Below are 21,613 nucleotides of genomic sequence, written 5' to 3' on the forward strand. Positions count from 1 at the left end.
TGGAGGAGCATCCCGATGACTCACCCGACGCATCCCGCCGCCGCCCTCGAGCCGATCGAGACCGCCAGCCGCGACGAACTGCAGGCGCTGCAGCTCGAGCGCCTCAGGTGGTCGTTGCGCCACGCGTACGACAACGTCCCGCACTATCGCCGCACGTTCGATGCGGCCGGCGTGCATCCGGACGACCTGAAGACGCTCGCCGACCTCGCGAAATTTCCGTTCTCGACCAAGCACGACCTGCGCGACAACTATCCGTTCGGGCTGTTCGCGGTGCCGCGCGAGCAGGTTGTGCGCGTGCATGCGTCGAGCGGCACGACCGGCAAGCCGACGGTGGTCGGCTATACGGCGCGCGACATCGATACCTGGGCGAACGTGACCGCGCGCTCGATCCGCGCGGCTGGCGGCCGCCCGGGCGACACGCTGCACAACGCGTTCGGCTACGGGCTCTTCACGGGCGGCCTCGGGATTCACTACGGCGCGGAGCGGCTCGGCTGCATGGTCGTGCCGATGTCGGGCGGGCAGACTGAAAAGCAGGTGCAGCTGATCCGCGATTTCGAGCCGAAGATCATCCTCGTCACGCCGTCGTACATGCTGAACCTGATCGACGAGATGGTGCGGCAGGGCATGGACCCGGCCGAGTCGTCGCTGAAGATCGGCATCTTCGGCGCGGAGCCGTGGACGCAGGCGCTGCGCGAGGAAGTGGAGACGCGCGTGGGCATCGACGCGCTCGACATCTACGGGCTGTCGGAAGTGATGGGCCCGGGCGTCGCGTGCGAATGCGTGGAGACGAAGGACGGCCCGGTGATCTGGGAAGACCATTTCTATCCGGAGATCATCGATCCCGTGACCGGCGAAGTGCTGCCGGACGGCAGCGAGGGCGAGCTCGTGTTCACGTCGCTGACGAAGGAAGCGATGCCGGTGATCCGCTACCGCACGCGCGACCTCACCGCGCTGCTGCCGCCGACCGCGCGCGCGATGCGCCGGCTCGCGAAGATCACGGGCCGCTCCGACGACATGCTGATCGTGCGCGGGGTGAACGTGTTCCCGAGCCAGATCGAGGAAATCGTTGTCGCGCAGACGAAGCTGTCGGGCCAGTTCCAGATCACGATCTCGCGCGACGGCCACATGGACCGGCTCGATCTCGCGGTCGAGCTGCGCTCCGAGGCCGCCGCGTGCGTGACCGACGGCGACCGCGCGGCGATCGCACGCGAGCTGCAGCACCGGATCAAGACGATGGTCGGCGTGTCGGCGGGCGTGACGGTGCTCGGCGCGGGTGGCATTCCCGCGAGCGCGACCGGCAAGGCCCGGCGCGTGATCGACCGCCGGCAGGCCGCCTGAGTTTCGCCGTTCCCTGTTCTACCCCGAGGAAACCTGTTCGATGGATGGATTGAAGACCCTGGCCGTCGCCGTCGATGCGCGCGGCATCGCGACCGTCGCGCTGCAGCGCGGTGACGTGCTCAACGCGTTCGACGAGACGATGATCGCCGAGCTGACCGACGCGTTCACGACGCTCGGCGGGCGCGATGACGTGCGCGCGATCGTGCTGCGCTCGGACGGCCGCGCGTTCTGCGCGGGCGCCGACCTGCAGTGGATGCAGCGCGCGAGCGCGAACGACGCCGCCGCGAATTTGCGCGACGCCGAGCGGTTCGCCGCAATGATGCGGGCGATCCGGCAGTGCCCGAAGCCGACGGTCGCGCGTGTGCAGGGCCACGCGTTCGGCGGCGGCGTCGGCCTGTGCGCGGCCTGCGACATCGTGATCGCGAGCGATCACGCGCGCTTCTCGGTCAGCGAGGCCCGTTTCGGGATCCTGCCGTCGGTGATCGGCCCGTATCTGGTCGAGGCGGTCGGCCAGCGCCAGGCGCGCCGGCTCGCGCTGACCGCGACGCAGATCGCGGCCGGCGAGGCCGTCGCGATCGGGCTGATCCACCAGGCGGTGCCGCCCGACGCACTCGACGCGGCGCTCGACAAGACGCTCGCCGAACTGAGCCGCAATGGCCCGAACGCGCTGATGGAGATCAAGCGCTTTTTCGACGCGATCGGCGAGTATCCGCCGTCGGACGAACGCGCGGCGTTCACCGCACAGACGATCTCCCGCGTGCGGGCGACGCCGGAAGCGAAGGAAGGGTTCGCCGCGTTCTTCGCGAAGCGGCCGCCGGCGTGGGAGCCGGTCGCCGAATAAGGGCGTCGCGCGGCCCGTCGGGCCCGGGGCGCGATTTGCGTCGCGGGCGCGGGCGCTTGCTCTACAATGCGTGACCCCCGGCGCGCCGCCGGCCCAGCCCCGACCGTTTCCTCGCTTCCGATGATCGTCAATCGCCTTATCTCCGAGATCCTGTTCGGCTTCACCGGCCTGATCGGCATCATCAATCCGATCGGCATCGCGTTCCTGTTTCTCGAACGCACCGAGGCGCTGACCGAGCACGAGCGGAACCTGCTGGCGAAGAAGGTGGCGTTCAACGCGTTCATCGTGTTGCTGGTCGCGTTCTTCGCCGGCACGCCGGTGCTGCATTTCTTCGGGATTTCGATGGAAGCGCTGCGGATCGGCGGCGGCTTCGCGGTCGCCGTCGCGGGCTGGCAGATGCTGAACGAGCCTGACGGCCCGGCGGGCGGCGGCGATACGCCGATCAAGCCAATCAATGCGAACGCGATCATGACCCGCGCGTTCTTCCCGCTGACCGTGCCGCTGACGGTCGGCCCCGGCTCGATCGCCACCGCGATCGCGCTGAACGCGAACCGCACGCACAAGCTGTCGGAATTCATGCTGTCGAGCATCGTGTCGATCGCGGTTTCCGCGCTCGTCGCGGTCGTGATCTGGCTGACCTACAGCCGTGCCGCGCTGCTGTCGCGTTATCTCGGCACCGAAGGCACCAAGGTCGCGAAGCGCGTGTCGGCGTTCCTGCTGCTGTGCATCGGCGTGCAGATCATGCTGACCGGCTTCTCCGAATTCCTGCAGCCGCTCGCCGACCAGATCAAGTAACTCCGTTCGTCATTCGACGCGCAACCCGGACCGAGCGACGCATCCGGGCTGCGGGGGCGCGTTCGTCCGTCCGGCCTTGGCCGGTAGCGCGCGAGTGCACCGATACGCGTTTGCGCGCCGCGGGATACCATGCGACGTCCGGCGGATGCATGCCGCGGCGTTCGTGCCCGGCGCGGCGAACCGCGGCGCGCATCCGGCCGCCACCCACTTCAATGACGAGGCGAGCGATGGAATACGTGAAATTCGGGTCGACCGGGATGGACGTGTCGAAGCTGGTGCTGGGCTGCATGACGTTCGGCGAGCCGTCACGCGGCACGCATCCGTGGACGCTGCCGGAAGCGGAAAGCCGTCCGATCATCCAGCGCGCGATCGAGGCCGGCATCAACTTCTTCGATACCGCGAACATGTATTCCGACGGCACGTCGGAGGAGATCGTCGGCCGCGCGCTGCGCGACTTCGCGAAGCGCGACGACGTCGTGATCGCGACCAAGGTGTTCTACCGGATGCGGCGGGGGCCGAACGGGGCGGGGCTGTCGCGCAAGGCGATCATGACCGACATCGACCAGAGCCTGAAGCGGCTCGGCACCGACTACGTCGACCTGTACCAGATCCACCGCTGGGATGACGGCACGCCGATCGAGGAGACGCTCGAGGCGCTGCACGACGTCGTGAAGGCCGGTAAGGCGCGCTACATCGGCGCGTCGTCGATGTTCGCGTGGCAGTTCGCGAAGGCGCTGTATACGTCGAAGCAGAACGGCTGGACCCGCTTCGTCAGCATGCAGAACCACCTGAACCTGCTGTATCGCGAGGAGGAGCGGGAAATGCTGCCGCTGTGCGAGGCCGAAGGTGTCGCGGTGATCCCGTGGAGCCCGCTCGCGCGCGGCCGGCTGACGCGCAACTGGGACGAGTCGTCCGGCCGGCAGCAGAGCGACGACGTCGGCCAGCGGCTCTACGACGCGACGGCCGATGCCGATCGCGCGGTCGTCGAGGCCGTCGCGGCGATCGCTGCCGCGCGCAACGTGCCGCGTGCGCAGGTCGCGCTCGCGTGGGTCGCGCACAAGCGCGGCGTCACCGCGCCGATCGTCGGCATCTCGAAGCCGCATCATCTGGACGATGCGCTCGGCGCACTCCAACTGAAACTGACGGACGACGAAATCGCGGCGCTCGAAGGCCCGTACGTGCCACACGCGGTGGCCGGCTTCAACTGATCAACCGCGCGAAACCGGCGGGCTACCGCCGCGCCGCCGCGCACGGCGTTCAGCGCGCGGCGGCGAGCATCGGGTAGGTGAACAGACCGAAGTGGATCGCGTTCAGCCCCGCGTGCGCAAGCGCGGACGCGAGCAGCCCGCCGCGCCGCCAGGCGAGGCCATAGCCGATGCCGGCCACCGTACCGAGCACGATCCAGGGCCAGCCGCCGGCCGCGTGCGCGGCGCCGAACAGCACCGCGCCGATCGCAAGCGCGGCCCATGGCCCCCATTCGAACCGGCCGAGCACGCGCGTGAGTCCACCCTGCACGTAACCGCGGAACAGCGCTTCCTCCGCGAGCGTGACGAGCAGCACGTTGTTGACGAGCCACATCCAGCCCGACGCCGGCCATTTCGGCGCCCAGCCGACCATCCCGAAGGCGAGCGCGCCAGCCAGGCAGGCCGCCGCCGTCGCGACGGCCGCCACGGCGCCGGTGCGCAGCGCACGAGCCGGCGGGACGTCCGGCGCGATCCACGGCAGCGCCCACAGCAGCCACAGACCGACGAGCGGCTTGTCGAAATTCAGGTACATCGTGAACGGCACGGCATCCGGCGTGAAACGCGTCGGCTCGATCACGCGCGGATTGTGGAAGCCGGGGATCAGGTGCAGGCTCAGCGCGATCGCGAGCGCGGCAAACACGACGTGCGCGCCGATCCGCACCGCGACCGGACGGCCCGGCGCGACGCCCCAGGCGGCGGCCACGAGCAGCGCGAGCGGCGCGAGCACGATCGGCTCCAGCTTGCCGAACGCCAGCGCAGCGGCATAGCCGAGCGCGGCAAGGGCGATGCTCAGGCCCTGCAGCGGGCGCTGCCACGCGAATGCGGCGGCCGCGAACAACGCGAGCCAGATCGTGGCACACGGGAGAAGCGAGAGAGACATGGGGCGATGCAGGGTCGGACGAAACGCCGCGCATCATACCCTAGCGGCCGTGACATGCCGCGGGGCGGGCGGTCAGCGGCCGGCGATTTCGGTGATGCCGTCGCGGCCAGGGATGTCGACGCGGTTGCGCTCGCGCATTCGCCGCCGGTACCAGAAGGTCCACAGCAGCAGCGTGCCGAACACCGTGTAGCCCATGATCGGCGACACGACGAGCACGCGCTCGACGGGCCAGGTGACGACCATCCACAGGCGCAGCAGCATCTCGAGCGTCATGCACGCGCCCCACACGAACGTCATCAGCCGCAGCATCTGGCGCAGCCCCGGCTGCTCGGCCCAGACCGTCTCGAAGCGCGCGGCGCCGCCGGCCATCTCGCGGGCCACCGTCGCGCGCGCGAGATAGAAAATCAGCGGACGATCGCGGAACAACGACAGCAGGAACACGACGCCGATCGTGCCGGACGCGAGCGATTCACGCATCAGCAGCGTGCGCGCGCTGCCGCCGAGCGCCATGCCGGCGATCGACAGCGCGATGCCGAGCAGCACGATGGCGGCCACCGCATCGATGCGGCGGGAGCGGATGAATTCGACGATGGACCAGACGATGGGCGGAATCGCCGACGCATACAGCGCGCCGGTTTCGCCGAAATACGGATGCGCCGCCCGATATGCGACCCAGGGCAGCAGCAGGTTGACGACGAGTTCGAGGATCAGGCCGGCTCGTGGTTTCACGGAAGCGGGCGCGCGGGCGGCGCGCGGGGCGGTGATGTCGCTTCGAGTATATCGAAGTCCGACCCCGCGCGCCCGCGCCCGGTGCCGTTGTGCGCGCACCGAAAACGGGCGGGAACATGTGCCGGTCGGTCCCCGGTTCGTCAGGCGGTCGCGGGCTGGACGATGATCTTCACGTTCCGGTCCTTGTGGTTGACCAGCTCCTCGAAGCCGTGCGTGACGATGTCGCCGAGATTGATGCGTCCGGTGATCAGTGGCTGCACGTCGATGCGGCCGTCCGCGATGAAGCGGATCACGTCCGCGAATTCGCCGTTGTACGCGAGCGAGCCGATCACTTCCTTCTCGGTCGACACGATGTCGAAGAAGTTGAACGACGTCGGCTCCTCGAAGATGCCGACCATCACCGACTTGCCGGCCTTGCGGATCACGTCGATCGCGAGCTGCGCGGTGGCCGTGTGGCCGATGCATTCGAACGACACGTCGGCACCGTAGCCGCCCGTCAGCGCCTTGACTTCCGCGATCGCGTCGGACGCCTTCGGGTCGATCACGACCGTCGCGCCGACTTCCAGCGCCTTCTGCTTGCGCGCGGCCGACATTTCCAGCGCGATCACGCGTCCGGCGCCCGCGGCCTTCGCGCACATGATCGTGCACAGGCCGATCGTGCCGGCGCCGACCACGACGACGGTCTGGCCGACGATGTTGCCGGCCTTCTTCACCGCATGCAGCCCGACGGCGAGCGGCTCGATCAGCGCGCCGGCTTCGGTCGGGAAGTCGTCGGGCAGCTTGTACAGCAGTTCGGCCGGCACGTTGACGAATTCGGCGAACGCGCCGTTGTTCATCAGCCCGGTGAACGCGAGGTTCTCGCAGATGTTGTACAGCCCGTGCCGGCAATACCAGCAGGTGCCGCAATGCTGGCACGCGTCGGCCGTCACGCGCTCGCCGACCGCGAAGCCCGTCACGCCAGCGCCGAGCGCCGCGATTTCGCCGCTGAATTCATGGCCGAGGATGCACTGGCCCTTCAGGCCCGTCAGCGGATGCGGGGCGTCGACGGGGATGAACACGGGCCCGGCGACATACTCGTGCAGGTCGGAGCCGCAGATCCCGCACCAGTGCACGCGGATCTGGACCCAGCCGGCCGGCGGATGCGCCGGAACGGGAACCTCCTCGACGCGGATGTCGTTGCGGCCGTGCCAGACGGCGGCCTTCATGCTGGGAGCGGTGTTCGGTGCCGGTGTACTCACGTTGCTGTCTCCGTCAGGTTGTCGTCGGACGCGCGGCAAGGGGGCCGGCGCGTCCGTCGCGCGATTGCGCGAGCGACCGACATGCAGGAACGGGGCCAGCCCGACTCGGCGGTCGCGTGGCGACGGAGCGGGAGGGGCGGTGTGCGGTGCAGCATCCGGTCTTGCGTCGACATCAGGGCGTGCAGCGCGAATCGCGCGTGAAACTTGCTGCGCTTGCGACAGTTTGGGACGGGTGAGACGCCGGGACATTCGTCTCAGCCGATTGAGACGAAACGCGAGACGCTGCCGCCATCGTCGGGCAACCCATTGTGCCGATCGGCGAAACGCACCGTTGCGTGCGCCGCCCCTTTACTTGAAGTTAACTTCAATTTGTATCATCTGCGGCAATGTCCGATCGCGTGCGTGCGTGCGCGGCGCGGCTCGTTTCAATCTTCACGGAATGTCGTCCAGCATGCCAAACCTCATCGAAAGCCTGATCTGCGAGTACGTGTCGTACCACATGCTGGTAGCCGACGAGCGGGACGCGATGCCGTTGTTGCCAGAGGTCGGGATGGCCCGGTCGGAGCGCGTCGATCGCGCACTGTTTCCGGAGCCTGTCGCGCCTGGCGTTTCACCGTTGCGGCCGCAACTGTTCGTGTCGATTCTGGAGGCTGGCGACGACGGCTTGCTGGTGCGCTGGAGCGAAAGCGGGCGCTGCCATTACGGCGAGCAACGCTGGCGCTTGCGCGTCGCGTTGCAGCCGGGCCGCTGCGCGATCTCGGGGCAGGCGATCGAGCCGGGCGAACCGGTGTACCGGCCGGTGCGGCGGCCGGTGCCCGTCAACGGCGACGAGATGATCCACCCCGCGTCGGTGCCGCCTGCGGCCGGCGCCGCGTGTCACGTAGCACCAGCCTGCGGCGAGGCGACGGATCCGGTCGACGCCCTGGGCTGAACGCGACCGGTCGCACCCGCGCGTTACTTGAGATCCTTCCGGTACTGAATGAACCCCGCGTTGGTCGCGAGCTTGTCGTACAGCGCGCGCGCCGTCGTATTGGTTTCGTGCGTGAGCCAGTACACGCGGCTTGCGCCGGCTTCGCGGGCCCGTTCGTACACGGCTTCGATCAGCGCACCGCCCGCGCCTTGTCCGCGGGCGTCGGCCGCCGTGAACAGGTCCTGCAGATAGCAGTACGGCCCTTCGGTCCAGCATGAGCGGTGATAGATCGCGTGCACGATGCCGACCAACGTGCCTGACGCGTCGAAGGCGCCGAGCACGAACATCGGTTCGGCGGGATCCATCAGGCGCGCCCACGTCGTCGCGAACACGGCGTCGCTCAGCGCGGTCTCGTAGAACCTCTGGTAACCCTGCCACAGCGGGCGCCATGCGGCTTCGTCGGCGGCGACGAGCGGGCGGACCGTGACGCGCGTCGCGTCGTTCGCGCGGCCGGCTGCGTCGCGCGCACGAGCCCGCGCGTGGCGGATCGCAACGAGCGACTCGCGCTGCGCACCGTTGGCGTCGAAGTTCTCCGGCGCGAGCCAGGCTTCGAACGCGGCGCGCACGTCCGGCCATTCGCCGTCGACGATCGAGAACCACGCCGTGTCGCGATTGCGGCCCCTGTAGATGATCGCCTGCCGGAACGTGCCTTCGTAACGGAAGCCGAGCCGCGCGGCCGCCTTGCGCGATGGCTCGTTGAGATCGTCGCACTTCCATTCGTAGCGCCGGTAGCCCAGCGTGTCGAACGCGTATTTCATCAGCAGGTACTGCGCTTCCGTCGAAATCGGCGTGCGCTTGAGCAGCGGCGAGAACGTGACGGAGCCGACCTCGATCACGCCGTTGGCCGGGTCGATGCGCATCAGCGCGAGCGTGCCGACCGCTCGGTTCGTCGCGCGGTCGATCACCGTGTAGTGCAGCGGATCGGCGCTTGCCGCCGCGCCGCGCGCGTAGTCGCGGTAGCTCGACTCGTCGGTGTACGGCCCGTGCGCGAGATAGGTCCAGTCGCCGCCGTCGGGCGCCTGCGCATACGCGGCGTACAGGTCGGCGGCATGGCGGTCGGCGTCGAGCGGTTCGAGGCGGCAGTAGCGGCCCTCGAGCACGATGCGCTCCGGGCGCGGGCGCGCGGACCAGTCGGGAACGGGTTGGCCGATGGGCTGCTGGAAGTCGTTGGTGAGCGTGGACAAGGTCGATCTCGCTTCGGTTGGCGGCCGGCGACATGCCGGCATGCAGACGATCGTAGTCCCGGCGAGGTACCATGAGAAGCGCCAGACAATGGCAAATTTATGGTGCCACGAACGCGCGACGATGGCGCCATGCACCGAGACTTCCACGCCGCAATATTCCGATGACGACTGCCATTCCTTCCGGCGCCGCGCCGCTGCTGCCACTCGACGCGCCGCTCGCGCGCGCGGCCGGCGCGCCTTCCTTGCAGAAGCAGTTGCTGCGCCGCGTGCGCGACGCGATTCTCGGCGGCGCGATGCCCGCCGGCACGCGGCTGCCCGGCACGCGCGCGCTGGCCGAGACGCTCGGCGTGTCGCGCAACACGACGGCGGCCGTCTACGAACAGCTCGTCGCGGAAGGCTTCCTGCAATCCGATCGCCGTGGCACGCGCGTGGTCGGCCTGTCGCGGCCGGCCGCACCGCGTCGGCGGGCCGCGCCGCCGGCCGTCGCGCAGCGGCTTGGCCGGATCCGTCCGAGCCTGATCGGCACGGGCGAATCGGAGGGCTTCCGGCCGGGCGTGCCCGCGCTGTCGCATTTTCCGGTCGATGCGTGGCGGCACGCGATCGACCGCGCGTTGCGCCGCGCCGGCCGCGACCTGCTCGCGTACGGCGACCCGCTCGGCGAGCGCGCGCTGCGCGAGTCGATCGCGCGCCATCTGGCCGTGACGCGCGGCGTGCGCTGCGATCCCGAGCAGATCGTGATCACCGAGGGCGCGCAGGGGGCGATCGCGTTGTGCGCGCAACTGCTGACGAACCCGGGCGACACGGTCTGGGTCGAGGAGCCCGGCTATCGCGGCGCGCGCACCGCGATGCAGGCGGCCGATCTTGACGTCGTGCCGATGCCGGTGGATGCGGAGGGGCTGCGCGCGGAAGACGCGGACTGGCGCGAGCGGCCGCCGCGGCTCGTCTACACCACGCCGTCGAACCAGTTCCCGACCGGCGCGGTGCTGTCGATCTCGCGCCGACTCGCGCTGATCGACGCCGCACGCCGGCATCGCGCGTGGATCATCGAGGACGACTACGACAGCGAATTTCGTCACACGGGCGAGCCGATCGGCGCGTTGCACGGGCTCGCGGCCGATTCGCCGGTCGTCTATCTCGGCTCGTTCAGCAAGACCATGTTTCCGGCGTTGCGGATCGGCTTTCTCGTGCTGCCCGACGCGCTGTTGGCCGCGGTGCGGCCGGCGTTGCCGGAGATGCTGCGCGGCGGGACGCGACACGTGCAGCTCGCGCTCGCCGATTTCATCGAGACGGGCGAGTACGGACGGCATCTCGGGCGGATGCGCCGGCTGTATCGCGACCGGCGGCGCTTGCTGCTCGCCGCGCTGGACGACGCGTTCGCCGTGCCGCATCAGGTCGAGGGCGGGCCGTGCGGGCTGCATCTGGCGCTGCGGTTGCCGGCACGCTATCGCGACCGCGCGATCGTCGAGGCGGCGCGCGCGCACGGGATCGGGCCGTTTCCGCTGTCGGGGTTTTCGATCCACGCGACGTCGGCGGCCAACGGGCTCGTGCTCGGGTTCGGCAATACGTCGGCCGATGCGTTCGCGCCGATGCTGCGGACGTTGTCGACGATCGCGCATCGGGTCGCGGGAGAGTGAACCGCAGTCGCGTCGCTGCGAATCGGAACTTACCGCACGCGTTCCTCGCGCATGATCCGGCGGGCAGCCGCCAGGCCGAGCACGAGCAGCACCGCGACATACGCGGCGACCGCGCCCCACGCACCGTGCTGCCAGAACGTGCCGCCGACCGAGCCCAGCACGCTCGACCCGAGGTAATAGGCCAGCAGGTAGAGCGACGCAGCGTGCCCCTTTGCGGAACCGGCGAGATGCCCGACCCAGCCGCTCGCGACCGCATGCGCGACGAAGAAGCCGATCGTGATCAGCACGATCCCGACGATGATCGCGACGAGCGAATGCGATAACGTGAGCGCGAGGCCGGCCGCGAACACGAGAATGCCGCTGACGAGGACGGGCGCGCGCCCGAGGCGATCGGCGAGTGCACCGGCGCTCGACGACGACACCATCCCGAACAGATAGGCGCCGAAGATCAGCCCGCATGCGGTCGCGCTCAGGTTGAACGGCGCGGCCGTCAGCCGGAACCCGGCGTAGTTGTACACGGTCACGAACGCGCCCATCACGAGGAAACCGATCGCGAACACGAACGGCAGGCGCGCGTGATGCAACTGCGCGTTCCACAGCCGCAGGTGGTGACGCAGCGTCAGGTCGGTTCGCTTCACGAAGCGTCGCGACTTCGGCAGCAGCATCACGAACGCGATCGCCGCGACCAGGTCGACGACGCCGATCGTCAGCATCGCGGTGCGCCACGAGAAGTACTCCTCGAGCGCGCTCATCCCGATTCGCCCGATCATGCCGCCGAACGCGGTGCCGCCGACATAGAGCCCCATCGACAGGCCCAGCCCGTCGGCGGCGATTTCCTCGGCAAGATAGGCCATCGCCACTGCCGGGACGCCGCCGAGCGCGAAACCTTCGAGCGCGCGCCAGATCAGCAGCAGGTTCCAGTTCGGCGCGATCGCCGAGAGCACGTTGAACAGCGCCGCGAGCGTCATCGACGCGAACATCAGCCCGCGTCGGCCGAAGCGTTCGGACAGCGCGCCGGCGCACAGGATGGAGACCGCCAGCATCCCCGTCGACAGCGACAGGGATAGCGAGCTCGACGCCGCGCCCAGGTTGAACTCGCGCGCGAACGCGGGCAGCAACGGCTGCACGCAGTACAACAGCGAGAAGGTGGAAAAGCCGGCCAGGAAGAGCGCCAGTGCAATGCGCTTGTAGGCCGCCGAGCGCGGCGACACGCCGGCGGGCAGCGCATCAGGCGCGGCGCTCGGGGCGCGAGTCGCGGTGGACGAAATCGCGGGATTCGACATGCTATGTACCCGATGGGCTGGGGAATGCCCGAATTCTTGCGCACGATCATATATATGTCCAATATATGAAAGAAACCGTAGCGATATGTTTTGAGAATGGCTTGATCGCCATTTCCATCTACCCGAGATCACATGGAACTTCGACATCTCCGATACTTCCTGGCCGTGGCGGCCACGTCGAACTTCACGAAGGCCGCGGAAGCGCTCGGCATGGGGCAGCCGCCGCTGAGCCAGCAGATCAAGGCGCTCGAAAACGAACTCGGCGTGGAGCTGTTCAGGCGGACCGCACGCGGTGCCGAGCTGACCGTCGCGGGAGAGGTGTTCGCGGAGGAGGCACGGCGTGTGCTCGACGATGCGGAGCGCGCGGCGCGGGCGGCAAAGCGGGCCGCGCGTGGGGAAATCGGGCAACTGCGGGTCGGTTTCACCGGGACGGCGGCCTTCAATTCGAAAGTGGCCGACCTGATTCGCCGCTTTCGCGAAGCGTTTCCGGATACGGACCTGACGTTGCAGGAGGCGACCTCCGGCGTGCTGCTCGAGGCGCTGGACGCCGGGCGGCTCGATGTCGCGATCGTGCGGCCGGAGCGTCGCATCGCGGACACGTTGCTGGCCGCGGATTGGGACGAGGAGCCGATGTTCGTCGCAATGCCGGTCGCGCATCGGCTCGCGCAGCGGCGTCGGATCGACCTGGCGGAACTGGCCGACGAGGCGTTCGTGCAGGTGCCGCGCGAAGCGGGCAGTGCACTGTTCGACGACATCGTCGCGGCGTGCAATGCCGCCGGCTTCCAGCCGCGCATGGCGCAGCCCGCGCCGCAAATCGCGTCGGCGGTGACGCTGGTCGCGGCCGGGCTCGGCGTGTCGATCGTGCCGAAGGCGATCACGCAGGTGCAAGTCGCGGGTGTCGTGTATCGGCAGGTCGCGGGCAACGGGCTGCGCGCGCGGCTCGCGATTGCGTCGCGACGCGACGATCCGTCGGCGGTGGTGCGCAACTTTCTGCTGCTGGCCTGGTAGCGCGGGACGCCCTTCGTCGCGCGCATCGCCGCGATGGCGGGTGAATGTTCCGATTGACGAACCGTGAACTTTGCCCGGAACGAACGATGACGCGGCTCCGACGCCGCGCGACGACCCGGCATGCGGGTTTCGATTCGTATGTTCCGCATGCTGCGTGGACTATAAATGGAGGGGTGTACCGGTGCTTGTCGGGCGCCCGCGCGGGGCGGAGCCGCGACTGCCGGGGGAGGTGCACCGTGGTTCGCCAGACGCTTGCTCGCGCCGTGCTTCGCACCGCGTTGATCGGGGGCGTATTCGCCTCGTTGCTGTCGCCGTCGCCAGCCGTTGCCGGAACCGTCGCACCGCCCGCCATACCGCCTGTCATGAAGAACCGGCTCGCCGCATCGCCTCACGCGATGCCGGTCGACTTCCCGACGATCGTCGACCGATACGGCCCGGCGGTCGTGACCATCATGACCGCCGCGCCCGACCAGCAGGCCGGTGGGCCGTCCTTCGCGATTCTCGATTCCGACGATCCGCTCGCCGCGTTCTTCCGCCGCGGCGGGCCGCCGATGTCCGCACAGGTTCCACCGGTGCCGGCGCCCGATACCGCGCCGCGCACGCTGTCGGGCAGCGGCTCCGGTTTCATCGTCAGCGCCGACGGGCTGATCCTCACGTCCGCGCATGTCGTCGACGATGCGACCGATGTCACGGTGCGACTCGCCGATCATCGCGACCTGAAGGCGACGGTGCTGGTCGTTGATCCGCAAAGCGACGTCGCCGTGCTGCACGTCGACGCGACGAAGCTGCCGGTCGTGCGCATCGGCGATTCGTCGCGGGTGCGCGCCGGCGAACCGGTGATGACGATGGGCGCGCCGGACGGCTCGGGCAACACGGTCACGGCCGGCATCGTCAGCGCGACGTCGCATGCGCTGCCGGATGGCAGCGCGTTTCCGTTCTTCCAGACCGACATCGCGGTGAATCCCGACAACTCGGGCGGCCCCGTGTTCAACCGCGCGGGCGACGTGATCGGCATCGCGGTGCAGGTCTATACGGGCGCCGACCGCTACGCGAGCACGACGTTTGCGATTCCGATCGCGCTCGCCGTGAAGGTGCGTGCGCAAGTGCAGGCGCAGATGCGGGCCAGTGCGCAGACGCAGCGCGCGTCGTCCGGCAATGCGTTGGGTGTCGACGTGCAGGATGTCGGCGTCGGGCTGGCTGCCGCGTTCGGCCTGCCGCGTCCGGCGGGCGCGCTCGTCAACGGCGTCGATCCCGGCTCGCCCGCCGCCGCGGCCGGCGTGAGGCCCGGCGACGTGATCGTGAAGTTTGGCGGCAAGCCGATTGGCCGGTCGGCCGAACTGAACGATCTGGCCGCCGAATTGCCGCCAGGCGCAAAGGCGCCGCTGCGGCTGATCCGCAACCGCGTGCCGATGATGCTCACGGTCACCGGCGTGGGGACCGGCGATGGGATCGACAGCGCGGGAGTGACGGGTAGCGGGGGCGGCAATGCGGGCAGCGCGGGTACGGTCGGCGCGGGCGGTGCTGCCGGCGTGGCGATGGCGGCCGCGCGGCCGGCTGACAACGGCGATCGGCTCGGGCTGACGATGCATCCGCTGAGCGACGCCGAACGACGTTCGACCGGGCTCGCGGTCGGGATGATGGTGGATGCGGTGCACGGGCCGGCCGCGAACGCGGGAATCCGGCCCGGCGACGTCGTGCTCGAACTCAACGACACGCTGCTCGAAACGCCGGACGACGTGCAGTCGCTCGAAGCGAAAGGCGGTGTGATCGCGGTGCTGATCCAGCGGGAGAATGCGCGGAAGTTTGTGTCGGTGCGGGCGCGGTAGGGGTGTTGATGGGGGCGTGGGGAGGGGGCGGCGTGCGGCCAAATTCGGACGTTCGATATCCGGGTCAAGATTGTTGACAAATCGCTTGTGACCCGTAAATCCCACCGATATAAACGATCCTACCGATCATGTGTCCCAGGAAAAATCGCCGCCATTCCCTTGGCCCAAAAGTATCCGGCCCACAAACACACCGGAAATAAAAGATAGAGATAACTGACGGCCCAGAACAACAAAGAGTAAATGTCGCGATTTGGTATAGTTGCCGCGGTGAAAATAACGTCTACCAGCCAAAATGGAACGCCAAATCCTAAGACGCCTCGCCGATAAATTATTTTCCCGCTCGGCTGGCTGCGCAATTTTCTCAAATAACAAACAGTCCAATACGTGAAAGGAATCCACAATATCGCAATCAAGATCAAAAGAAATGCTTTCATTCAATCTCCTGTCGAATCAGTGGGGATAGAAGTAAGCGCCGCCTAATACCAACCCTACAACGGCTCCCCCCGATCCTCCTAACATTGCGCCAGCCATGGCGCCGGCAACTACCGCGTCCCCAATGGCAACTGCAGATACGATGGTACTTGTTTCCGTAGCCTCGGCTACACCAACTCCCAAACCAAAAAGTCCTCGTTGCCCGAATGTCCGTTGCTGAGGGCGGTGACGGGCCGCTGTGGGTCGGATAGCGCCCGCCGGAAAAGGCGCACACTCAATCTCCCTTCGCTTGAAAGGAGATTGTCATGGAATGCGAGAATGTCGTCGTTCATCACCGTGTGCCATGGAACAAGGGTAAGCTCACCGGGCAGAAGCCGCCGTTAAGGCTCCGAGAAATCTGGGCGATTCGGACGCGACTTCAAATCGCGTCGAACCGTCGTGAGCTCGCGATGTTTAATCTCGCAATTGATAGCAAGCTTCGAGCGTGCGATCTTACGCGGTTGCTTGTCCAAGATGTCCGCCACGGAAGCCACGTGGCGTCCAGAGCGACAATCATGCAGCAGAAGACCCAGCGGCCGGTGCAATTCGAGATCACGGAACAGACCCGTGAGAGCCTCGAAGCTTGGATCGAAGCGCGAGGACTGAAGGCGGCGGATTTTCTGTTCCCGAGCAGGTCGCACACGTCACCGCATCTATCGACGCGGCAATATGCCCGGCTGGTACATCGTTGGATTGCATCGATTGGCCTTGACGATACTGCATACGGAACCCATACGATGCGCCGCACAAAAGCTTCGCTGATCTACCGGCGGACGAAGAACCTTCGGGCGGTGCAGTTGCTGCTCGGGCACACGAAGCTGGAAAGCACGGTACGCTATCTCGGCATCGAGGTCGACGATGCCCTTGAGATGGCGGAGCAGACGGAGGTTTGATGGCATCGCGGCCGGCGAGCGGTCGCTTGCCGGCCAGAAGCAGACGGTCGCGAAAGGCAGCTTTCGGGGCAGTTCATTAAGTCCGCGGTAAAGTTCTCGGCAGACGCGGATCGGCTTGCGCTAATCAGCCCCCATTTTCGGATCGCGAACCGGGTACTCGGTCAGAATTTCGCGGCACTGCGAGATGATTGCCGGTAAGTACGATTGGTCAATCGACTCCTTGAACTCGTGCCTCTCCAACATGTGGTCGGGCGTGATGTCAATCTGCACGTCGATGTGCCCAACTGTTTGGGCTGTCAAGGTAACGCTGAGATTTGGCTCGATGCAATCAAGTTTCGCAACCCCAGATAGAGACTCGTAGAGACGCTCACATTCATCAAGGAGCCGCGCCAACTCACCCAAGTGAACGATGGAGCCGCGTGTTGCAACGGATGAGTGTCCAGAGTCGCATCGCGCTGTCACGTACAACCAGTTTCCATCCCAGTAATCTTGTGCCAACGGAAATTGACGGCAATGGACCCAGAGTTTCAAGCTCGCAATCTGCAAGCTAGGTTCACTCAGATGCACGTGAGGTTGCGTGGACATTTCATCTGACTCGGATGATGCTGCGCTGCACGATAGCTCCGCTCAGATAGGAGTATATAGGCCAACCACATGGGTTTTCGAACGTCCAGTTTCTGGCACTCGATCCAGCGCACGCAAGCGGCAGCAATGGGTCGATCTGCGCCGGTCGCGCGTCACGGGGCGGCGGCCGGCCGCGTTCGGCCAGGAGCGGTCGGTCGACGTCAACGTCTAGATCGTTGACAATGACCGTGCCGGTCCATCGATGGCCGGGCGCGGAAATCCAGATCGTAAGTCTCAATTGCTGTCGAATGGGGACAATCAGATGAAACTCCAGGCCGGATATGATCAGACGTTTCAGTATGTGCGACAAAATGCGCACGGCCTGGCGTACGATGTTGGGTTTCACGTATATCAGCGCAACGACGGAACATTCATATTCGGCTACGAAGTAGTGCAGGAGGAAACCGATTGTCGATTCGGAAATGGCGCTAGTAGGTTGGACTTCGAGGGCACGCGCATAGAAGCGGAAGCACATGTGCGGATATTACTAGAAAAGATGATCGATAACCTGACGGACGAGGGCGGGGAGAGAGTAACGCGAACAGGCGAACGTGCCGGTTATCGGATTGCCGAATGGACCGACGGGACTGACGGGGATATCGAGGAGTTAGTTCTGCGCTGTCCGGAATTAGTGCTCGGGCGACATGTTGCAATTGCAAGTTGTGACAGCGGCCCATATACCCCGACCGATGAGGAATTCATGGTGGGATGGTCAAAATTCGGCGAACTCGCGGTCAGTCCATTAGTCAAGGCGGTATCGCAGCTTCCGATGCCAGGCTTTGATGAGTGGTATGTGTACGAGAGACTTATCAAGTTTGAACCCCATTCAAATTTCGTGAATCGTTTAGGTTTTAGCCCGCTCAACGTCGATGACAAATACACCGAAGAATTCTGGAGACAGGTTGCCAAGTTGGAGCCTCTGCACGTGCTTGGATCGGGCACACCCGGTTCGTTCTTGGTCACGCGTGACGAATTGCTTTTCCAGGCAGCAGTTCGTGAAGTAAAGCTTTGAAGGCGACGGGGCACGCGTTGTTTCACGGCAGCGCGCGTGCAGGCCAGCAGTAGATCAAAAGTGACGGCAATACTGAGAGGCGACTGTCTCTTATGGGGCAGTCGAGGAACTACTTCGGCGTCCGGCCTTGCGGTACGCGTAGGATGCAGAAAACTGGGAGCACTGAGTGAATGACGACATTGAGAACGAGGAGCCGTGGGACGCTGCTCTTGCACAGACGCTGCCTGGCCAGTTGGTGCTTGTTGGACTCGCGTACTTCGATGTCGATTCTGAGGCGCCATTCGAACAGCAGCAGTTGTTTGGGCGCGTGGTTTTCGCAGACCCTCGAGAAGGCATAGTTCTGTCCCTCCAAGGAAGAAGGGCTGGGGAGCGCTTCTGCCTCCCTCCTGATTTGCGGTCATTCCGCGAAGCGGCCCCAGGAGAGTATCGCCTTCGATCAACCGGCGAAGTTGTGGTGAACCCAGACTTCACAGTCACGTTCTCGATACGCAAGCAGCGCTAACACGAGGGCGCCTGATTACGGCCAGGAGCGGTCGTTAGACATCGCCGCACAGATCGACGAAAATCGACGCATCGGCGAAGGACGCACGATGGGAGGCGATGGTGGCTGAGAAAGAACAACAAACGCTTACGTCGATAGAGAAGTTCTGTATTGGCGTACTGGCTGTCGTAACTGGGATCACAGTTGCGGCGATCATCTGCATTACCGCTCTCAATCTGATTCTTTATCACCGCTTCACGGCCCCCTCAACAGAAGACACCGACCTTGGCGGGGGTTTTGCATTGTTGGCACTCGCCCCCGTTTTTCTGCTTGTCATAATCGCTTCGATAACAGGTGTTTTCTATTTGTTTCGAAAGATGAAGTAAGGGAATCCGCAACGCATCGTCCCTCGCTGACCAACAGGGGACTGTTCGACACTCCTATCGAGCCGCGAAGTTTCCTGATTCAACGACAGCTTTTGGGAATTCTGAAGGACCGCTCAGGGTCGGTAACGGCCCGTCCATAAGAGTGCAGGCGTGGGTTTCAGCGTAGCTTTGTGAGGCGGCCCTTGTCAGATAAGGCGCAGGTACTGCTGCATCATTGGAGTGGCAGTTGCAAGTGTTGCGGTGGGTTGCGTGCTCATGAGATCGGGAAAAGTTGCTTTGGCTTCCCGAGTTTACTAGCGGCCCGACAGGGGCTGCTCGAAGTCCGCCATCCGGCCAGCGGTCTCCGATGGCAAGCGACAGCGACCGGCCAGTTCGACACGTTCCCTGGTCCGATCTGAAAGACATTCGAGAGGCTCTAGCACCTCGAAATCGGTCGGTGACAGATTGAAGGCGCAGTTGCGGCGAAGATATGCTCGCGGTGGACGCGGGCATGAAGATGTATTTGCAACTATTCGCGCCCGTACTTACGGAGCCGCCACAACGAATATCCGAACTATTACCACCGTGCCGATGACGATTGTAATCATTGTCAATAGCGGAATGAATATTGTTTTTCTTCTCTTTCCTTTGGAGTTAAATGTGGAGAATTTATATATGGACGGGTATGACCTCATTACTCGAAACGGAAGGACGAACATCGCGATGAGCACCAAGGCGAAGCATACGTCTCGCCAATGAGCCATTTGGGTTGAAATTGGCGCACGGCCGTGACCGTAGAACGCCTGAACGTAGTAGAAAAACAAAACCGCCGAGACCAATACGGCATCCATCAAATGCAAGGCAAATTTCTTCATGATGCTACCCCGCTAAACTTCGTTTCTTTTGTTTAGCAGCAATTAGATGCGATGCCAACGGAGTTTTCAAGGAATCGTTAACCCCATTCCATTTCACATATATCAGTTCGAAAGAGGTGTAAACCTTCGCGCTTCGGCGTTCACCTCGCCATTGGTGTGACGAATGGGGCGCTGCATCAACACACTTGCAAGAAAAAAGGGACGCAGTCTCTCAATCGGGGCAGGTATGAGCGGTTGCCGGGCGGGACTTCTACCCGTGGAAAAAGCGCCACCATTCACGGCGCGGACCTTGAATGGTCATCCGCTCACACGGCCGACCGAGGTCCGCCGCCGGCCAGAACCCGTCATTCGACACTCTCCCCACGATCGTCGACAATCGCACCGTCGACACCGGTGCAACTTGAAAAGCGTCCTGGGAGCCACGATAAATGCTGCGCAGATTAGGAAAATTCGCTGTCGTCGTTTTGAGTATCATCGGAGCGCTCACTGTGTTTCATCTGTTCATGCGCGACCGATTTTCATCGCTCGAAGAGCCGAATCCAGATGGTGTGCGCTCGTACACGTCCCCCGACGGACGATACCTGGCAGAGCTGCTCTCTTGGGCGGGCGGAAATGCTTTTGCCTCCCACTGCAATCAGGTTGTCATCGTTTTTCCTGCATCTGTAAGCCGGGAGCAAGCGCGGCGGGGTAAAAGGTATGAGGTTTATTCTGGCCAATGCGACGATTTCGCCGATCACAGTCCTTCGCCGAAGATCTCTTGGCGTTCCGATCGCGCTCTAGACGTATTATTTTCGATTAACCACACTGCCGCATCGGCCCGAAGTGTGACGCTGAAGAAGCTTGATTTCACCGGAAACGTGAAGATCGAGTTCACGGCGAAGGAATAGCTATCGCGCAATCGCGTGGAATGACCGCTCCGGAAGGTCTCTGGCGCCCGCTTCGGGTCGGCACTCGTCATACCCGGTTGCCATGTGAACGCAGCACGCGCCCATTCCTTGACGATTGAAACCCGATGGAGCACGTAATGAAAATAAATAGGGTCGCACTGATTGCCGGAATTTGTGGAGGCCAAGCTTTCGGAATGGCAGGAACCTTGGCGTCCTTGTTGTTCAAAGAATTCGCCCTCGTCCCCGTTTTTTCGACGTTCGTCTTCACGGCAAGTTATATTGCAAATCGGATTTGCAGAACGGACGAAGCCCTTGCCATGTCATTCCGGCGTCTGCGCCCGTATCACTGGTCTTTATTCATGATCAGCGGGATACTCCTACTGCTGGTGCTGCCACGTACTTTTCGTTAAGAAACAGGAATTTCCAAAAGAGATTGATTAAATAAGGAGGTGCCTGTGACACAAAAAAACGTCCCGTGGACATTGTCCATAATTTCGATATTCATGATTTTCAATGCTGTTCTCATGGCATTTATCGTGCGCAGGTCCATCGAAACTGGTGTCGCCAGCGCTTTAGTTAAAGGTCGAATAATTCAATCGGTCCGTTCGGTCGATCCCGCTGGATTCGAACGAATTGTCCATGGGCTATCTATAATAGGCTGGGCCTCTGGAATTCTTGGTGCAATTGGGCTGATATCAATAGGAAGGCTCGCGTTCCCGAAGATAACGAAGTAGAAATGACTTTAGCAGCATTTCTACCTACTCCGGCACACCGGCATCCTCGACGCCTTTCAATGGCGGCGGCTGGTGAGGTCGCTCAATGGCCATTGCGCCTTGGAAGCGGTCGTTCGGCGGTGGAGGCGCGAATGACGGCAACGGGTCGGCATCCGCCGGCCGCCCCCGGCGGTTGGCGGCCACAATCGGACGTTCGACGCCGCTGCAGGAATCGTCGACAATCCTACCCCACTAGGACGGACGACAATTTCAAGTGCAAGAAATCGATACGCAATTTGGCATACTTAGCGTTGTGAACGAG

Annotated in this window: 21 protein-coding genes; 14 read left to right on the plus strand and 7 right to left on the minus strand. The window is 64.5% G+C overall.

Annotated features, from left to right (window positions below; all coding sequences use genetic code 11):
* Positions 1-15 precede the first annotated feature (15 nt).
* The 4 genes from paaK (at position 16) to HWX25_RS30060 (ending at position 4,182) form a co-directional block, all read left to right on the plus strand.
* Positions 16-1,338, plus strand: coding sequence for a phenylacetate--CoA ligase PaaK (paaK, locus tag HWX25_RS30045; protein ID WP_059691273.1), 1,323 nt, complete (start codon positions 16-18; stop codon positions 1,336-1,338).
* 40 nt (positions 1,339-1,378) lie between these two features.
* Entirely contained in the window at positions 1,379-2,179 is an 801-nt protein-coding gene (locus tag HWX25_RS30050; protein WP_059691272.1) for an enoyl-CoA hydratase-related protein, read from the plus strand.
* Positions 2,180-2,299: 120 nt separating this feature from the next.
* Entirely contained in the window at positions 2,300-2,974 is a 675-nt protein-coding gene (locus HWX25_RS30055) for a MarC family protein (protein WP_059819240.1), read from the plus strand.
* A gap of 227 nt (positions 2,975-3,201) precedes the next feature.
* Positions 3,202-4,182, plus strand: coding sequence for an aldo/keto reductase (locus HWX25_RS30060; RefSeq protein WP_175912135.1), 981 nt, complete (start codon positions 3,202-3,204; stop codon positions 4,180-4,182).
* Positions 4,183-4,231: 49 nt separating this feature from the next.
* Here HWX25_RS30060 and HWX25_RS30065 read toward each other — a convergent pair whose 3' ends face one another.
* The 3 genes from HWX25_RS30065 to HWX25_RS30075 all read right to left on the minus strand — a co-directional run bounded on the left by HWX25_RS30065 (position 4,232) and on the right by HWX25_RS30075 (position 7,032).
* Entirely contained in the window at positions 4,232-5,098 is an 867-nt protein-coding gene (locus HWX25_RS30065) for a CPBP family intramembrane glutamic endopeptidase (protein ID WP_175912137.1), read from the minus strand.
* Positions 5,099-5,170: 72 nt separating this feature from the next.
* Positions 5,171-5,827 (minus strand): VC0807 family protein, encoded by a 657-nt coding sequence (locus HWX25_RS30070; RefSeq protein ID WP_059691270.1) that lies wholly within the window; start codon positions 5,825-5,827, stop codon positions 5,171-5,173.
* A gap of 140 nt (positions 5,828-5,967) precedes the next feature.
* Positions 5,968-7,032 carry a 2,3-butanediol dehydrogenase gene (locus HWX25_RS30075; protein ID WP_059607288.1) on the minus strand — a complete coding sequence of 355 codons (1,065 nt, stop codon included), beginning with the start codon at positions 7,030-7,032 and terminating at the stop codon, positions 5,968-5,970.
* A gap of 484 nt (positions 7,033-7,516) precedes the next feature.
* On the opposite strand from HWX25_RS30075, the gene HWX25_RS30080 reads away from it, so the two are divergent.
* Positions 7,517-7,996, plus strand: a complete 480-nt coding sequence (locus tag HWX25_RS30080) for a DUF3331 domain-containing protein (RefSeq protein ID WP_175912139.1) — start codon at positions 7,517-7,519, stop codon at positions 7,994-7,996.
* Positions 7,997-8,019: 23 nt separating this feature from the next.
* Here HWX25_RS30080 and HWX25_RS30085 read toward each other — a convergent pair whose 3' ends face one another.
* Complete coding sequence (locus HWX25_RS30085) at positions 8,020-9,219, minus strand: GNAT family N-acetyltransferase (protein WP_175912141.1); 1,200 nt, start codon at positions 9,217-9,219, stop codon at positions 8,020-8,022.
* Between the two features lie 161 nt (positions 9,220-9,380).
* On the opposite strand from HWX25_RS30085, the gene HWX25_RS30090 reads away from it, so the two are divergent.
* Positions 9,381-10,853 (plus strand): PLP-dependent aminotransferase family protein, encoded by a 1,473-nt coding sequence (locus HWX25_RS30090; protein ID WP_175912143.1) that lies wholly within the window; start codon positions 9,381-9,383, stop codon positions 10,851-10,853.
* A gap of 29 nt (positions 10,854-10,882) precedes the next feature.
* On the opposite strand, the gene HWX25_RS30095 is transcribed toward HWX25_RS30090, so the two are convergent.
* Positions 10,883-12,136, minus strand: coding sequence for an MFS transporter (locus HWX25_RS30095; protein ID WP_175912145.1), 1,254 nt, complete (start codon positions 12,134-12,136; stop codon positions 10,883-10,885).
* Between the two features lie 132 nt (positions 12,137-12,268).
* On the opposite strand from HWX25_RS30095, the gene HWX25_RS30100 reads away from it, so the two are divergent.
* Both HWX25_RS30100 and HWX25_RS30105 read left to right on the plus strand, forming a co-directional pair.
* Positions 12,269-13,144 carry a LysR family transcriptional regulator gene (locus HWX25_RS30100; protein ID WP_059698445.1) on the plus strand — a complete coding sequence of 292 codons (876 nt, stop codon included), beginning with the start codon at positions 12,269-12,271 and terminating at the stop codon, positions 13,142-13,144.
* Positions 13,145-13,380: 236 nt separating this feature from the next.
* Entirely contained in the window at positions 13,381-14,970 is a 1,590-nt protein-coding gene (locus tag HWX25_RS30105) for a trypsin-like peptidase domain-containing protein (RefSeq protein ID WP_175912147.1), read from the plus strand.
* Between the two features lie 119 nt (positions 14,971-15,089).
* On the opposite strand, the gene HWX25_RS30110 is transcribed toward HWX25_RS30105, so the two are convergent.
* Positions 15,090-15,404 (minus strand): hypothetical protein, encoded by a 315-nt coding sequence (locus HWX25_RS30110; RefSeq protein WP_175912149.1) that lies wholly within the window; start codon positions 15,402-15,404, stop codon positions 15,090-15,092.
* A gap of 303 nt (positions 15,405-15,707) precedes the next feature.
* On the opposite strand from HWX25_RS30110, the gene HWX25_RS30115 reads away from it, so the two are divergent.
* Positions 15,708-16,334, plus strand: coding sequence for a tyrosine-type recombinase/integrase (locus HWX25_RS30115; RefSeq protein ID WP_175912151.1), 627 nt, complete (start codon positions 15,708-15,710; stop codon positions 16,332-16,334).
* Positions 16,335-16,454: 120 nt separating this feature from the next.
* Here HWX25_RS30115 and HWX25_RS30120 read toward each other — a convergent pair whose 3' ends face one another.
* Positions 16,455-16,919 (minus strand): hypothetical protein, encoded by a 465-nt coding sequence (locus HWX25_RS30120; protein WP_175912153.1) that lies wholly within the window; start codon positions 16,917-16,919, stop codon positions 16,455-16,457.
* Positions 16,920-17,220: 301 nt separating this feature from the next.
* On the opposite strand from HWX25_RS30120, the gene HWX25_RS33565 reads away from it, so the two are divergent.
* The 5 genes from HWX25_RS33565 (at position 17,221) to HWX25_RS30145 (ending at position 20,578) form a co-directional block, all read left to right on the plus strand.
* Positions 17,221-17,970 carry a hypothetical protein gene (locus HWX25_RS33565; RefSeq protein ID WP_244138810.1) on the plus strand — a complete coding sequence of 250 codons (750 nt, stop codon included), beginning with the start codon at positions 17,221-17,223 and terminating at the stop codon, positions 17,968-17,970.
* A 166-nt stretch (positions 17,971-18,136) separates the two neighbouring features.
* Positions 18,137-18,472 carry a hypothetical protein gene (locus HWX25_RS30130; RefSeq protein ID WP_124521773.1) on the plus strand — a complete coding sequence of 112 codons (336 nt, stop codon included), beginning with the start codon at positions 18,137-18,139 and terminating at the stop codon, positions 18,470-18,472.
* Positions 18,473-18,570: 98 nt separating this feature from the next.
* On the plus strand, positions 18,571-18,837 hold the full coding sequence (locus HWX25_RS30135) for a hypothetical protein (RefSeq protein ID WP_175912155.1): 267 nt from the start codon (positions 18,571-18,573) through the stop codon (positions 18,835-18,837).
* Positions 18,838-19,281: 444 nt separating this feature from the next.
* Positions 19,282-19,575 (plus strand): hypothetical protein, encoded by a 294-nt coding sequence (locus HWX25_RS30140; protein WP_175912156.1) that lies wholly within the window; start codon positions 19,282-19,284, stop codon positions 19,573-19,575.
* A gap of 544 nt (positions 19,576-20,119) precedes the next feature.
* Positions 20,120-20,578, plus strand: a complete 459-nt coding sequence (locus tag HWX25_RS30145; protein ID WP_175912157.1) for a hypothetical protein — start codon at positions 20,120-20,122, stop codon at positions 20,576-20,578.
* Positions 20,579-21,613 lie beyond the last annotated feature (1,035 nt).

The sequence above is a fragment of the Burkholderia sp. BCC1640 genome (assembly GCF_902833125.1).
GTDB classification, from domain to species: Bacteria; Pseudomonadota; Gammaproteobacteria; order Burkholderiales; family Burkholderiaceae; genus Burkholderia; species Burkholderia diffusa.